The organism is Bacillus atrophaeus, assembly GCF_039519175.1.
GTDB lineage: Bacteria > Bacillota > Bacilli > Bacillales > Bacillaceae > Bacillus > Bacillus atrophaeus.
On sequence record NZ_CP154443.1, the window covers coordinates 3,442,337 to 3,458,453 of the forward strand.

Sequence of the window (16,117 nt, forward strand, 5' to 3'; positions counted from 1 at the left end):
GCCGTTTTTAGAAATTCAATTCGATTTCGCTTGCGTAGTGTTCTATTTTGTTTACTTTCTCACTTAATTGAATTTCTTTTAAAGGAATCGATGGGTCTTTTATAATCGCCGACAGGATCATGGCATAATCCTTGGCCAGCGTAGCGATGGTTTTCTGTTTAAATAGCTTCGTACAGTAATCAAAGCTGCCTTGAATCTCGTGCGGGTTCATCACGAAAGTCAACTGCAAATCAAATTTGGCCGCCGTATTCGTTTGTTCATAAGGTCTGACAGTAAGAGAATCCACTTCAATATCCGTTTGTTCCGTATTTTGCACAACAAACATCGTATCGAATAACGGATTACGGCTTAAATCTCGTTTCACTCCCAGCTTCTCAACTAATTCTTCAAAAGGATACTCTTGATTTTCATAAGCTTTCAGCATCGTTTCTTTGGTTTCCGTTACATAGTCCATAAAGGTCTTTTCTCCAGCCGGAGCCGTACGAATAGCTAACGTATTCACAAACATCCCGATGATATGTTGTAAATCTTCATGCACTCTTCCCGCAATAGGCGTACCGACGACAATATCTTCTTGAGCGCTGTATTTGGCCAGCAATATAGTATAGGATGCCAACAAGATCATATAAGCGGTCGCTCCGGTCAATTCTTCCATCTGTTTTAGACCTTGGACCACAGTCTCATCAAGAACAAAATTGTATCGCTTTCCATCAAAGCTTCGAACGCGCGGTCTGGCAAAATCTTTCGGCAGCTCAAATGACGGAAGCTCCTCATGAAATACATCCAACCAATAGTTCTCCTGCCTCTTGATGCGTTCCCTCTGCTTTGCCTGCTGCTGCCATGCAGTGAAGTCTTTGTATTGAATCCGGAGCGGAGCTAATTCTTTGCCGTCATATAGTTGAATCAGTTCTTCGACAAATATATTCATGGAAGCGCCGTCCGTAACGATATGGTGCATGTCAAACATGAAAATATGCTTGTCCTGTTTCAACTCAATGAGTCCGGCTCGAAGCAATGGAGCCTGGCTAAGATCGAACGTTCGTACGAAGGTACGGAACAGCTCCTCGACCTCCTCAGCCGCTGCCTTGTACCTTTCTATAGAGAATTCCACCTGCTGCTTGATCACCTGCATCGGTTCTCCGCGGATCATTTCAAATCCGGTGCGCAGCGATTCATGGCGCTGAATCAGTCTATGGAACGCGGTTTGTAAACGATCCATGTCGATCCTTCCCTCCAACGTCAAAATTCCCGGCATGTTGTAACTTAGTTCTCCGCCTTCAATTTGTGTAGACAGGTAAACCATCTTTTGTACCGAAGATACAGGATAAACATCTTTGACCTCTGCAGCAGGGATATCATCAGGTCCGCACGTTTCCGCGCCTGCAATGACCTTCGCCATTTCTTCAATCGTCGGGCATTGAAACACTTCTCTCAACGAAATGCTTTTGTGGAATTGTTTATGGATTTTGGCAACGAGCGTCATCCCCCGTAACGAATGCCCGCCGATATCGAAAAAGTTATCTTTCACGCCTACTTGTTCTAACTTCAATACTTCTTTCCAGACGTGAACTAACTGCTCTTCCATTCTCGTCTTTGGAGCAACATAGTCAATCCCGGTTTGCAAGCCTGCTTCGGGCAGCGGCAATGCTTCGCGATTCACTTTTCCATTGGAGGTTAACGGCATTTGCTCCAGCTGCATCAGATATGCGGGAATCATGTAGCCTGGTATTTGATTAGCAAGCTTTTCTTTAAGCTGACTGCTCGGCAGTGATTGCTCCGCTGCAAAATAGGCATACAAATCGCTTTGCCCCTCTGCATTTTCTCTGGCCAGGACAACCGCTTCTTGTACATACTCGATGTTGAGAAGGGCGGCTTCAACCTCGCCAAGTTCGATCCGGTATCCGCGAATTTTGACTTGATGGTCCATTCTTCCGGCATATTCAATATTTCCATCGGGCAGGTAACGGGCAAGATCGCCTGTTTTATACATCCGTTGATTCGTATCATAGGGATGCGGAACAAATTTTTCGAGCGTCAAAGATTCCCGGTTATGATAACCTCTGGCTAAGCTGACCCCGGAAATACAAAGTTCACCGACGATACCGACAGGCTGAAGCGTCCCGGCTTCATTCAGAATTAAAATTTCCGTATTCGAAATCGGTTTTCCTATAGGCTGAAGCTCCTGATGAATATCCGGATCAACGGTATACATGGTCACGACATGCGTTTCCGATGGACCGTAATGATTATGCAGCGTGACATGGTGACGCGCCAGCATTTCTCGCAGCATACTCGACACGATGAGCTGTTCTCCCGCGGCGATCATATGATCCACGCATTCGGCAAACGGTTCGAAAAATTGTTTCTCCGATGCAAGGAGCTTAAGGAACGCGGTAGGAAGAAATGCCGTTTGTATCCTGTGTGTCTTGACAAAATCGTTGAGATGACGAATTTCGCGTTTTGCCTCATTGTCAATGATATAAAGTGTCCCGCCGCTTAAGATCGTGGAGAAAATCTCTTGATAGCAGACATCGAAGCTCATCGCGGCAAATTGCAGCACCCTGTCAAAACGCAACTGCGTATGTTCCCGCTCATAAGCGAGCAGATTCAACATGGTTTTATGCTCTAATTGAACCCCTTTAGGCTTTCCTGTTGTACCTGATGTGTAAATGACGTACAATAAATGATTTTCCGCATAAGAAAGGTTAAGATTGCTTTCCTCGCCCTGATATACCAACGGATCGTCAAGCAGAACCACCACACCTTCAAAGGAAGGCGGAACGGTATGATCGGCACAAGTCAAAAGCACACTGGCGCCGCTGTCTTTCATTAAAAAAGCACGTCGTTCTTCAGGAAGCTCCGGATCTATTGGAAGAAACGCCCCACCGGCCTTTAATATTGCTAAAATCCCGATAATCAGATTTGCCGAGCGTTCCGTGAGAATGGCAGCCACCTGATCGGCGCCTACGCCTTGATTCCGAAGCGCACGTGCCAGTTGGTTGGAGCGTTCATTCAACTGACGATAGGTCCAGGTTTGATTTTCAAACAAAACGGCGACATGGTCAGGAGTGCGCTCAGCCTGTTGCTCGAATTGTTGATGAATCGTTGATGAGATATGTTCATCGTTTACTGCAGTATCGTTAAACAGTTCCCAAATTTCACTTTTCTCTTGCGGCGACATCATATCTAAAGAAGCCAGCTTGGCCTCAGGATGTTCGATGATCGCATCGATTAGCTGCACAAAATGCCGCATCATGCGTTCGATCGTTTCCGGCTTGAACAGTGTCGTCAGGTATTCCATTGTGAAATGAATGCGCTTCTCTTCTTCCACAGCTGTTAAGGTTAAGTCGAATTTAGCCATCGTATGTTCGCTCGGGTAAGGGTTAAATGTCAAGCCATCCATCACTAATTGTTCTTGCTCCGTGTTCTGCAGCACAAACATGGTGTCGAACAACGGATTGCGGCTTAAGTCTCTGGCGATGTTCAATTGGTCAACCAGAGCTTCAAACGGATAATCTTGATGCTCATAAGCTTTTAATGCATTCTCCTTCACTTCGGCAAGATACTGAGAGAACGTCTTCTCTTTGGCAGGGAAATTACGCATCGCCAGTGTATTGACGAACATACCGATGATCGAATCCAAATCCGCATGCGGTCTCCCCGCTATGGGGCTGCCCACAATAATGTCTTCCTGGCCGCTGTATTTAGACAGCAATAAGGTATAGGACGCAAGAAGCACCATATATAAAGTGGATTCGTTTTTAAATGCCAGTTGCTTTAACCCCGCGCTTCTTTGCTCATCAACCGTAAAGTGCAGCGTAGCTCCCGTAAAATCCCTTGCGGAAGGCCGTATATAATCGGTTGGCAGATGAAGGATGGGAATATCGCCGCTGTACAGCTCCAGCCAATAGGCTTCTTGCTTTTGTACTTGCTTTAATCGCGCTGCCCCGGTTTGCCACACTGCGTAGTCTTTGTACTGGATCCGCAGGGGTGGTAATGCCTCTCCTTCATACATTCGGACAAATTCTTTGATCAGTACGCTCATGGATGTTCCGTCCGAGATAATATGATGCATATCAAACAGCAGGATTCCGTGATTAGGTTGAAGCTCAATCAGCCCGACACGAAGCAGCGGAGGCTCCTCCAGTTGAAATGTACGAACAAATTGACGGATACAAAGGTCCGCTTCATCTCCCCTGGCCTGATACGATTCTACTGCAAATTCAACGTGATCCAAGACATACTGAACAGGTTCTCCGTCCACCATTTTAAAGCCGGTGCGCAAAGATTCATGGCGCTGAATCAGTTGAGCAAAGGACTCCTGTAACTTGCCCCGATCCAGCTCCCCTTCGACATCCATCATGCCCAGCATGTTGTAACTGAGCTCTCCGCCTTCCAAATGGTTGAGAATGTACAATCTTTTTTGTGCAGAGGATACCGGATAATAGGGCCTTTTTTCGATTGCAGGAATACAAGCATATCCGGTTTGCTCCATCATCGTAATCGCCTGCGCAAGCTGTTCAATGGTTGGGAACTGGAACACGTTTCGCAAAGGGATTTGAACATGCAATTGCTTTTGAATCTTTGCAATTAGCGTCGTCGCACGCAGGGAGTGTCCCCCGACATCAAAAAAGTTATCTCGAATCCCCACCTGCTCTAATCCGAGAACATCCTGCCAAATCTTCGCCAGCTGAATTTCTGTCGAAGTTCGCGGCGACACGTATTCCGCGGCACCGTATCGCTTTCCGTCCGGCGCCGGTAATAATTGACGATTCAACTTTCCGTTCGGCGTTAACGGCATCTGGTCCAGTTGTACAAGATAAGCCGGTATCATATATCCTGGTAAATGTCGGGCCAGAACATCCCTAAGTTCGCTAATCGGGAATGGCTCGTCCGCCAAATAGTACCCGCATAAATATTGCTCGCCCTCTGCATCTTCAAAGGCAGAAACGACGGCTTGTTGAATCTCCGGAACGTTCAACATCAGCGATTCGATTTCACCAAGTTCAATCCTAAAACCATGAATTTTCACCTGATGATCGATTCGCCCAATAAATTCTATATTTCCATCCGGCAGAAGCCGAGCCAGATCGCCGGTTCTATACATTCGGCTCGATGAGACAAACGGATCGTCAACGAATTTTTCATTCGTCAATTCCGGCAAGTTCAAGTATCCGCGGCCAACGCCGTCCCCTGCAATGTATAACTCGCCCTGGACGCCCACTGGCTGTAATCGCTGCTGCGAATCGAGAATGTACATGCGATTGCTGCCTAGCGGCTTGCCTATTGGGACGTGAATTTGACTGCGAGTCCAAGCATCGGCAGAAACTTCGATGTTGAACAGGGACGCATCCACGCAAGTTTCGGTAGGGCCATATACATTGGTAATGGCAGGTACTGCGCCATGAGCGGCAAATAACTGCATGAACTTGGTTACCGTCGTTTTGGGAAGCGCCTCTCCTCCGATTAAGAGATGACGAAGCGGTGCTCCTTGCCTATCATCTGCAGCTACCAGCAGCTTTAAGTGGGCAGGCGTTCCGTCGGTTACGTCAATACGATGCTCTCGATAGTAATGCCATAAGGCTGCACCATCGGACACCGTCTCTTTGGGAACGATAAACAAGGTATGTCCTAACAACAAGGAAGCGTACAATTGCTGGACCGAAGCATCGAAATAATATGGAGCGAGCATGGCCACATGCAAAACCGCATCATAGGCGGAGTAAACCTGAAGACGCAGCCCTTCGATGAGGTGAATCACCTGGCGATGTTCAATCAGCGTGCCTTTTGGCCTTCCCGTCGTGCCAGAAGTATAAATGGCATAGGCCAGTTGATTGGACTGACATGGCAGCGCCAGATTGACATCTGTTTCCTGATAGGCTTGTTTCTCTTGCATATCGATACATGTTCCGGAAAAGACGGCGTTGTCTGGAATTTTCCCGCTCATAAGTAATACGTTAATGCCCGAATCCCTTACGATATAATGGATGCGTTCCAGAGGAGAATACGGATCTATTGGCAAATACGCTCCGCCCGCTTTTAAAACTGCTAAGATCCCTGTAATCATCTCCAAGGAACGATCAACCATAATGCCGACAAGTTGACCCGCTCGCACTCCTTCATCTTGCAAGGTTCGCGCAAGCTGATTGGCTCGCTGGTTCAGTTCCCCATACGTTAACTGTTCTCCCTCGAATACAACCGCTGCACGGTCCGGCGTACGGCGCGCTTGTTCCTCGAACCGCTGATGAATCGTTTGTTCACGAGAGTAATGCAATTCGCTAGACTGAAAACGGTTGAGCAGATGTTCTTTTTCTCGCTTGGTCAAAAGTTCCAATTCTTCTATTTTGATGTGCGGATGCTGCAATACTTGATGCATGAGCTGTTCAAAATGTCCTCGAACCCGCTCCACTTCTGATTGTTCATATTCGTTTTGGTTAAAACCAAAATGAACGGCCAGTTGTTCGCCAGGGATGACAGCCACATTAAAATCGTAATGGGAATGCTCTTCCATATGAAAATTCACGATGTTTAATTCCGCAGCATCATGGCCTGCTTGCTCGACTTGTTGTCCTATCGGATAGTTTTCAAAGATCATAATATGATCAATTAAGTCTTGCTTCTGTTCCGTTTGTGCCTGAATTTCGTATAAAGGATAGGTATCGTACGATTGGGAAGCCAATGCCTTTTGTTGAACCATTTGCATCGCTTCGACGAAAGAGCGATCCTCATCGCAACGGATTCGAACCGGAATGGTATTTATGAACAGACCGATCATCTGTTCCACACCGGGGATATCCGCCGGCCTTCCCGACACGACACTGCCAAAGACAACGTCGCCGGTCCCGCTATATTTCTGTAATAAAATTCCCCACACCGTTTGGATCAACGTATTTAACGTGACTTGATGCTGATTTGCGATCTGCTGTAATTGTTTTGTCTGTTCTTGATCTAATTGGCAGATCACATTGGCATAAGCATATGCTTTTCGTTCATGCTGGGGTCTTTTTTGAAGAATCCGGGTTTCACCTTTATAGCCTTCAAGATACTCACTCCAGTACTGTTTGGCCGCCTTATGATCTTGACGATCAAGCCATTCCATATAGTCGCTGTAAGGAGCTGTATAAACGGATTCTATTTCTCTGCCCTCTTGCAGGGCGATATAATGTTCAAACACTTCTTTCGTGATAAGAGGCAGGCACCAGCCATCCATGACAATATGATGGAAGCTCCAAATGATATGATATTTGTAATCTTCCATACGGAAAATCGCCATGCGCATCAGCCGATCTTGAGCCAGGTCAAATCCGTGCGCTTTATCCTCCCGTTGATAGGATCGGATTTCATCCTCACGCCGGTTCTTATCCATGTCACGCAGATCTGCAAAATGAACTTTCGGTCTTTGCGTTTTATAGACAATTTGTAAAGGGACATCGTTCCAGCCGCTATAAAAACGGGTTCTGAGCACGGCATATTTTTCAAATAAACGCTCCAAGCTTGCTGCAAACCTATCAATCTCTAACTCTCCCTGCAAATCAAACGATGCTTGTTCGAAATAAGAACTTGAGTCCTCATCCAGCATGCTGTGAAACAGCATCCCCTTCTGCATCGGAGTGAGCGGATACACATTTTCGATCTCACTTGCATGCGGCAGTTGAATAAGGAGCTGGTCCAATTCGTCAACGGTCATGCCTTTTAACAGAATATCGCTTGGCGTCAGTTCCGATTGTTCTTTATGAACACAGTGATCAATGATTGTCCGAAGGCCGCTTTGAATAAATGCCGATAACCGCTTGATCGTTTCTCTTACGTACTGTTTGTTGCTATAGCTAATCGTCAGCATCAACCGGCCCTTGGAAATCATTCCATTTATATTCAATACATACGGTCTGACTTGATTTTCGCTCGAGTCTGCACCGCAGGAGTAAGGAGATAATTGAATCGCATGATGCTGCAAATCTTGATCAAACTGCCCCAGGTAATTAAAACTAATCTCCGGACTCATTTTCGCTGGCATTGAACTGCTTAAATACCTTGCTATTCCATATCCGATCCCTTTATGCGGAATTTGGCGCAGCCCTTCTTTGGTCGTCTTGATATAATAAGATATTTCTTTGCCTTGCTGCGTGTGAAGCACAACCGGATACAGACTTGTAAACCACCCCACCGTGCGAGAGATATCCATATCAGGGATAATCTGTTCTCTTCCGTGTCCCTCTAAATGAACCACAATCTGTTCAAGTCCTGACCAATGCGATATGGAAAGCCCCAGTGAGGTTAACAGCAGGTCGTTTATTTCAGTGTTATAAGCGCGATTCGCTTGTTTTAATAACAGCTCCGTCTCTTCTTTGGTCCATTCCACGGTTACCGTTTCACTGTCTTTTGAGAACGTACGCGTTTCATGAAAATCTTTAGGCAGCGGTTTCACATCAGTTTGTTCGATCTGTGTCCAATATTCCTGTTCTTGTTTGATGGCCGCACTTTGCGCATACTCCGACAGTCTCTCGGCCCATAGCCGGAAAGAGTCTGTTTTTTGCGGCAATTGAATCACTTGCCCATTCTCGGCTTGCCTGTAACCACTAGCGATATCCTCCAGTAAAATGCGCCATGAAACCCCGTCTACAATTAAATGATGGATGGCAATGAGCAAATGATCCCCATCTGTACATTGAAACAATCCGGCTTTCATTAACGGGCCGCCGCTTAAACGCATACTGCCCTGTATCTCGTTAGCCTTGGCTTCAATAGTCGGACCCGGGTCGGCTTCTGCTTTCAGATTCGTGACTTCAAGATGGTACAACTCGCTTTGGGCGATCTCTGCATTCCAAGCCTCGTATCCGTTACCCGCTGTCCGGAACATCATGCGAAGCGCATCGTGATGCTCTCCAAGCTTTTGCAGTGTTTGGCGAAGCGGCGATTCCTGAAAGCCTTGCGGTGCATACAGCATGACAGCTTGATTATAATAATGCGGATCTATCGTTGTTTGGTCAAAGAACCAATGCTGAATAGGAGTCAGGCTGACCTTTCCTTTGACTTCACCTTGATCGGGTACACGCAGATTCTGCTCGATATGCGGACTCAATTCGGCAATGGTCGCATATTGAAACAAGTGTTTGATTTCCATTTTGTATCCTTGCTGATTTAATCTGGAAGATACTTGAATCGATTTGATGGAATCTCCGCCAAGATCAAAGAAATTATCGAGAATACCTACGTTTTCAGCGCCTAATACCGCTTCCCAAGTAGAAACTAATATTTCTTCCACTTTTGTTCGGGGGGCCTTATACTCTGCTCTATTCTGCAGCCGTAAATCTGGGGCCGGCAGCCCTTTCCGGTTTATTTTTCCATTGGAGGTTAAAGGCATTTTTTCCAGCTCGATAAAATAGGCCGGAACCATATAGCCAGGCAGGACATGAGACAATTGTTCCCGGAGGTGGGATACCGTTAAAGGCTGGCTGCTTACGTAATACGCACACAATTGTTTAAACCCATGGACATCTTCTCTGGCTGTGACGACCGCTTCCTTGATCGCTTCTGCTTGATGCAGCGCTGCCTCGATCTCGCCTAATTCGATGCGATAGCCTCTGATTTTGACTTGTTCATCCATTCTGCCTGCATATTCGATGTTCCCGTCAGGCAGCCACTTTGCCAAATCCCCGGTCTTATACATTTTGGCTCCGGGTACAAACGGGTCATCGACAAATTTCTCTGCCGTCAATTCCGGACGGTTCAAATATCCTCTTGCTACACCGGCGCCGCTAATATATATTTCTCCTGGGACACCGATCGGCACCGGTTTCAAGTTCTCATCCAGCACATAAATGCTCATGTTTGCTGCTGCTGTACCAATTGGTACCGATTCTCGTCTGTCTCTCACGGAGTCGTAACGGTAAATCATGCATCCGACAACGGTTTCTGTCGGCCCGTATTCGTTGCATATTTCAATTCGGCCTTCAAATTGCTCATGAATGCTTTGGGCTAACCGGGTGCTCAGATTCTCGCCGCCCACAATCATTTTTCGGATAGCTGTTTTATTGTCGATATTCATTGCTTTCAAAACCTGCAAATGGGCCGGGGTCAATTTAATGATATCTACCCTCGGGTCCTGCACAATCGATGCAAGTAAAACTGTTTTGTCCTCTCCGTCGTAGACGATGATCGTATTACCTGTGACCAACGGTGTGAAAATGGAAGTCACCGTTAGATCAAAAGAGATCGACGAGTACAACGGGAAGTTGGTTTTCTCGCCTTTTACATAAACCTCTCTCGCCCACCAAATATAATTGGTCAAGCCCCGGTGCTCGATTAATACGCCTTTGGGCTTGCCCGTCGAACCTGACGTATAAATCACATACGCCAAATGGTTCGCATCACTGAGCGGTTCAAGGTTAGAGGCATCTTCGTGATAGGAACTTTCCTCATCCAATAAAACCGTGACGCCTTTATGGGTGAGCTGCTCCCGGACATCACGCTGCATCAAGACGATCCCGGCTTTGGAGTCTTCCAGCATGTACTGGATGCGGTCTTGCGGATATTCCGGATCTATAGGGACGTAGGCTCCGCCGGCTTTTAGAATGGCAAGTATCCCTACCACCGATTCGATACTGTTTCTGCTGATGATAGCTACGGGGTGATCCGCCTGCACGCCCTTCGCTCTTATCGTTCGCGCCAGTTGGTTTGCCCGCTCGTTGAGCTGCCGGTACGTGAGCTGCTCGTCCTTATCGATAACGGCTGCTTGATCGGGCGTTCGCTGCGATTGCTCTTCAAACAATTGATAAACCGCCGTCTGCGGATATGGCGCAGCCGTGTCGTTAAGCGTCTGAAGAAGATGTCTTTTTTCGCCTTCCGTTAACAATTCCACTTGTTCCACCTGGATATCCGCATCTGCAACGACTTGATGCAAGATTTGTACGAAATGTTCCCGAATCCGCTCCATGCTTGCCCGGTCATACACCTTGGCGTTGTATTCAAAATAGATGTTCATCGCTTCACCCGGTATAACGGTTACATTAAAATCGTAGTTGGTTTGTTCCTCCATTTGCACGTTGGAGATTGCGATAAATGATCCGTCATCCTGACCTATGCTTTCCATATACTGACCAACAGGGTAATTTTCAAATATCATTAAATGTGTAATTAAATTTTGCCTTTGGGTTGTACGTGCTTGAATATCGTACAACGGATAAGTCTCATACTTTTGAGAGGCTACGGCCCTTTCCTGCGCCTGTTTCATGAGCTCGGCAAAAGTAGTTCCATCTTCACATTGAATTCGCACAGGAATGGTATTAATGAATAAGCCAATCATGGTTTCCACGTTTGGTATCCCCGCCGGTCTGCCGGATACGACACTTCCAAAAACAACGTCTCCGCTCCGATTGTATTTCTGCAGCAAAACCCCCCATGCCGTTTGCAGCAGCGTGTTCAGTGTGACATGGCGCTTGCTGGCCGTCTGCTTCATTTTCAATGTGAGATCAGCGCCTATTTCACATGTCACTTTCTCCGGTATGTAACGTTCATCTTCCGCCAGGTGATTGTCCTTAGGGAGGACGGTTTGTTCTTCATACCCCTCCAGATATTGATCCCAATAACGCTTGGCCTCTTCCGCATCTTGCCGATCGAGCCATTCAATATATTGACTATACGGAGTAATCGTCGCTTGTTCAGGCTGCTTTTGCTGAAGCAAAGCAAAGTAATGGTCGAATATTTCTTTTGTAATAAGCGGCAGGCACCAACCGTCCATCAAAATATGGTGAAAACTCCATATAAAACGATAGGTCTTTTCATCCGTACGAAGAATAAATAACCTCATTAACGCGTCTTTCGCTAAGTCGAATCCCCGAATCTTATCTTCTATGGCATATGCCTGAATCATCTCTTCTTTCTGCGCTTCAGTCATCTCGCGTAAATCGATGAATTGAAATCCGATCTTTTTGGTTTTAAATATGATTTGCAGCGGCTGGTCTTTCCATCCTCTGTAAAAATTCGTGCGGAAAATATCGTGTCTTTGCGATAAGCCATCTAAGCTGTTTGAAAATGAATCGATATCCAAATCTCCATGCAGATCAAACGTCGTTTGCTGAAAATAAGCGCCTGAATTTGGGTCAAACAAGCTGTGAAACAGCATGCCCTTCTGCATCGGCGTTAATGGATATATATTTTCTGCTTCGCCTAATTCACGCGTTTGCTCCAAAAGCTGTTCTAGTTCGTCTATCGTGATATCCTTTAACAGGATGTCGCTTGGCGTCAATGATGTCAGCTGTTGGCTTACGCAATGCGCAATGACTTCTTGCAGACTTTCTTTCAAACTTTGGGCAAATTGCGCCATGGTCGATCTTTCGTATTGCTTATTGCTGTAGCTGAGTGTCAGCGATAATTTCCCCTCTGCAATCATGCCATTCAAATCAAGCACGGACGTTCTCACTTGGTTTTCATTCATCGATAACCCTGTGGAATAAGGCGATACCTGAAAAGCATGATGCTGCAGGTCCTGGTCGAACTGGCCTAAGTAATTAAACGAAATTTCGGGATTCAGCTGCAGGCTGTCAGCTTCCGGACGTCCGGATAAATATTTGATAACACTATAATTCATTCCTTTATCGGGGATCTGGCGCAGACCTTCTTTTACGGTCTTGATGCGCTGCGACAGCTCTTTTCCTGCTTCCATCTTTAGTACGACAGGATACTGGCTTGTAAACCATCCTACCGTGCGAGTGATATCCGCATCCGGAATAACCGGTTCTCTTCCATGACCCTCCAAGTTCACGACAACTTCTTCCATGCCTGTCCACCTGTGAACAGCCAGTCCTAACGAAGTCAGCAGCAGGTCGTTGATGTCCGTGTTATAGGCTCGATTCGCTTGTTTTAATAATTGCTCCGTTTCTTCTTTTGTCCATTGAATCGTCATTTCGTCGCTGTCTTTCAATAACGAACCTTCGCTGATGTTATCCTTAGGCAATGGCTGCAGCTCCAGGCTTGAAAGCTCGGTCCAATAGGCAAGCTCCTGCTCCATCTCGGTTTCCAGCGCATACTTGGATAATTGCTCCGCCCAGAATGGAAATGGGTCTGTTTTTTGCGGAAGCCGGACCGTTTGTCCACGCATCGCCTGCTCATAGCCGCTGGCAATATCCTCAAGTAAAATTCGCCAGGATATTCCATCGATAACCAAGTGATGAATCGCAATAAGCAAATGATCTCCGTCCGGACATTGGAACAAACCAAGCTTCATCAAAGGCCCTTGGCTTAATTCCATGCTGCTTTGAATCCGGCTCGCTTTATTGGCAGCAGCTTGGGCCGGATCGGCATCCCCTTTACAATTCATCACTTCCAGATGGTACAATTCACTTTCTTCTGTTCCCGCAATTCGAGCAACGTATCCGTTAGGTGTTTCTTCAAAAATCATCCGCAACGCATCGTGGTGCACAGCGACGCGTTCCATCGCCTGGCGAAGAGGTGCCTCTTTAAATCCTTGCGCCGAAAATAACATAACGGCCTGATTATAATGGTGCGCATGCGGCATCATTTGTTCAAAGAACCAATGTTGAATCGGGGTCAGACTAGTCCTTCCCTTCACTTCCCCTTGATCGGCCATTCTGCTTACCGGCTCTACAAAAGTACTTAGCTCAGCAATCGTGGGATATTTAAACAAATGCTTCATGTCAACCTTGTAACCGGCTTGATACAATCTGGAAGAAACCTGAATTGATTTAATCGAATCTCCGCCAAAATCAAAGAAATTATCCAAAATTCCTATACGATCAGCGCCTAATACCTCTTGCCAAATGGACACCAGCAGTTCTTCTATTGAGTTTCGCGGGGCTATGTATTCGTTTTCCGACCGCGTTTTTTCTTCGGTAACAGGCAAAGCTTTCAGATCAATCTTTCCATTGGGAGTGAGCGGTATGCATTCCAAATGGATAAAGTAAGAGGGAATCATATAATCCGGCAGTTCACGGGACAACATGGCTCTGAACTGCGCGGCGGTCAAAGAAGGCTCTCCGACATAATAGGCATACAATTGTTTAGCTCCGTCTTCGCCCTCCCGCGCAACGACTGCCGCCTCACGAACCTCTTCCAGGTTGAACATGGCCGACTCCACCTCGCCAAGCTCGATACGGTATCCGCGAATTTTTACTTGATGGTCGATTCGTCCCAAATATTCGATCCTTCCATCTGGCAGCCACCTGGCGAGATCGCCCGTTTTATACATCTTTTGACCAGGGAGAAGCAAATGTTGCACAAACTTTTCTTTCGTCAATTCAGGCCGATTAAGGTAGCCGCGGGCCACTCCCGCTCCTCCGACATACAGCTCGCCCGGTACGCCAATCGGCTGTATTTGATGGTGCGCTCCTAAAATATAGGCTTGGTGATTGGCCACCGGCTTGCCAATCGTGATCTGTTCATCGGCAGAATGAACAGGCTGAAACGTAGATACCACGCTATTTTCGGTCGGACCATATTCATTATTGAGCCGAATCTGAGGCTGCAGGGAAAACAGCCTTTCTACGGTATCGGGTTCAAGTTGTTCTCCGCCTACTACGACATGTTGAACATGAAGAAAGTCCTCTGCGTTCATCTGTTCGATCATAGCTTTTAACAGACGGGGAGAAGTCGAGAAATGGGTAATCCTTTCCTGCCTCAGGACGTTTTGAATCGCGAAAAGATCTTTGTTGTCTTCATTAGGCAAAAGATACAAAGTTGCACCCGAGATAAGCGGGCCGAAGAAGTTTAAAATGAACGCATCGAAAACATAGGGGTACAAAACAAGTACGCGATCCTCTTCGGAATGCTTAAAAAACGCCTTCTTCCACTGGAGCGAGTTCACAATCCCGCCATGTTCAGCCATCACTCCTTTCGGCTTACCCGTTGTGCCCGAGGTATAGATGACATAGGCCAAATGATTGTGTTCTGCTATTGGCGATAACAATGAGCAATCAGCGTGGTAAGATGTTTCATCATTCAGATCAATCGTCGGGCCGTCAAAGACGAGGCTGTTTTTGAAATGCCGCTGAACAACAAGTACGTCTGCATTCGCATCATGCAGCAAATATTGAAGCCGCTCTTTTGGATATTCAGGATCCAGAGGCACATAAGCGCCTCCCGCCTTCCAAATGGCAATCATGGACACAATCATTTCCAACGAACGCTCAGCCATAATGGCGACCAATGTATCTGCTTGAACCCCACAGTTTCGTAACGTTCTTGCCAAACGATTGGCTTTTTCATTCAATTCCCTGTACGTCAGATGGCTGTTTTCGAACTTGACGGCTGGATGATCAGGCGTTCTTTCAGCTTGCTCTTCAAATAATTGATATGCAGTTCGGCTTCCAGAATAATCTGCGTTGGTGTCATTAAAATCAAACAACATTTGATGCTTTTCCGCTTCGGGTATGACTTCTGCCGTATGGATTGCAGCTTGGGGCTGGAACAAGATCACGGAAAACAGATAATCGAGATGAGACACGATTTGGTCCATATAGCGCTCATCATAAAGCTTGCCGTTATAAAAAAGCTTCAAATGAATCCCGTTGTTCTCCAAATCAAAGTGAAACAACGTATCGGTTGCAACGTCTTCCTTAAATAGCAAGGAATGAATTTCATTGAGCGAAACGACGGTATGAATCAACGGAATGCGCTCATCGTCGTATTGCACGGTTAAATGCTGGACCATTTTTCGAAACGGCAGGTTTTGATTTTTCAGCGAATCATTAACCGCTTCTTTTAGTTGCTCGAACACGGTTTTAAACGTACTCTGGGAGCTAAGCGTATTTTTCAATAGGACAATGGTATTGACAGCCGAGCTGCTTTTTTGCTTTAATACCGTTGGAATGCCCAGAATCACGTTCGTTCGGTCCGTATATTTATACAACAAGCATTCAATGCCTGCCATTAATATCAAATAGGCTGCCATTTCGGAATGATTAGCCATTGTCATTATTCTTTGAGATACTTCTGGAGATAAGGAACGATAGATGCATTTTTCCTGATAGCCGGTACGGGCCAATGACGCTTTTTCCGCTGCTTTAAAGGAAGGGAATACGCTTAGGCCATCCTCTTCATCAAACAGGTTATCCCAGTACGTTTCTTGATTTTTAAATACCGACATTGGAGCACCTCATTTTGT

1 protein-coding gene is annotated in these 16,117 nt (G+C 46.3%); it reads right to left on the bottom strand.

Going from position 1 to position 16,117, the window contains the following annotated elements:
- Window positions 1–7: 7 nt before the first annotated feature.
- Complete coding sequence (locus AAHT65_RS17155) at window positions 8–16,099, bottom strand: non-ribosomal peptide synthase/polyketide synthase (protein ID WP_343310563.1); 16,092 nt, start codon at window positions 16,097–16,099, stop codon at window positions 8–10.
- Window positions 16,100–16,117 lie beyond the last annotated feature (18 nt).